Source organism: Allobosea sp. LC85 (assembly GCF_000735605.1).
Lineage (GTDB): Bacteria > Pseudomonadota > Alphaproteobacteria > Rhizobiales > Beijerinckiaceae > Allobosea.
On sequence record NZ_JPKG01000039.1, the window covers coordinates 1 to 1,426 of the forward strand.

Annotated in this window: 1 protein-coding gene; it reads right to left on the minus strand. The window is 65.1% G+C overall.

Features of this window, described 5'->3' with window-relative positions; genetic code table 11:
* Nucleotides 1-157 precede the first annotated feature (157 nt).
* Entirely contained in the window at nucleotides 158-1,381 is a 1,224-nt protein-coding gene (locus FG93_RS18625; protein ID WP_081881648.1) for an IS701 family transposase, read from the minus strand.
* Between the last annotated feature and the right edge of the window lie 45 nt (nucleotides 1,382-1,426).

Genomic DNA, 1,426 nt, shown 5'->3' on the forward strand with positions numbered 1-1,426 from the left:
TAGCATTACAGTTGCCTTTTTGATTTAACGTGAGCTTGCTGAGCGATGGCTTGATGGGCTCTTCGCCAGAGCGACCATGCGATGACGTGCGCTGGCTTGATGCGTCGCTGGGCGAGCCTGACGGCGATGCGGCGGATCTCCTGGACGGACCAGCGGATCAGGGACGTTTGGGTTTCCGGGAAGCCGTTCGGATGCTTTTTGGGGGCGGCGGCGCATTGGCGCGGTGGCGGATTGCGGCCATCATGGCGAAGGCGAGCATGACGAGCGAGACGTGACGGTGCCAGCCATGCCAGGAGCGGGTTTCGTTGTGATCGAGCCCGAGTTCGTTCTTGGCGGTCTCGAAGCTGTCCTCGATCGCCCAGCGATGACCTTCGACCTCGACCAGGGTCTCGACGCTCGTTCCAGCCGGACACCATGTGGAGAAGAAGGCCAGAGCGCCATCGCCGATGTGGCGGCGGATCAGGAGCCCCCGCGTCCAGAGGCCGGATCGGCTCTCGTCATATTCGGCTGCGTCGAGATCGGCGAGTTCGCAATAGGCCCAGTCGTGAAGCCTCTTGCCCTTTGTCCCGGCACCGGCCGACAGGCGTTTCCAGAGGGCGGGGTCAAGCGCGCCCGCGATCTCCTCGGCCGTGCCGGCGACCGGCGGCTTGCCGGTCCAGGAGCCAAAATGATGATTGGCGTTGACGCCGAGGACATAGCCCTTGCCGGCTCGACGCAACGCGATCTCGATGTCGCCGACGCCATAGACGCTGTCGGCGGCGACCCAGCTGAAAGGGGTGCCGGCGGCGATCGCTCGCTTGATCATGGCCAGGGCCAGAGCAGGTTTGGTCGAAAAGACCGTCTCCGCCGGCACATGCGCCGCCGCCATCCGATCCGCGTCGCCCGTCCAGGCCTTGGGCAGATACAGCGCCCGGTCGATGAAGGCATGGCCGTGGCGCGAGACATAGGCGGCGAACACGCCGATCTGGCAGTTGGTGATCTTGCCGGCCGAACCTGTGTACTGGCGTCCCACGCCGCACGATGCCTTGCCCTGCTTCAGGAAGCCGGTCTCGTCCAGAACGAGCACGGCGTCTGGGTCGGCCAGGGTTTCCATCGCGTAATCGCGCACCAGCTCGCGCAACGCATCGGCATCCCAGCGACCGCGTCCCAGAAGCGCCTGCTGCCGCCAGGGGCCGGGATCGCCGGCTGCCTCCGCCCGCATCCAGCCGGTCTTGCGCCGCTCGTCACCCAGCAGGCCATCGAGAAACAGCCCTGCCGACGCCGCCACCCGCGCCTGCGTGAACAACGGCGCAATCCGCGCCTTAACATCCCGCAACGACGAAGCCCAAAGCTCCAGCGTCGTCTCGATCGAGGCACCCGTCATCCATGATCTCCGAATCATGGTGACCGATGGATTCAGAGACCCACAATAAGCGCAACTGTAATG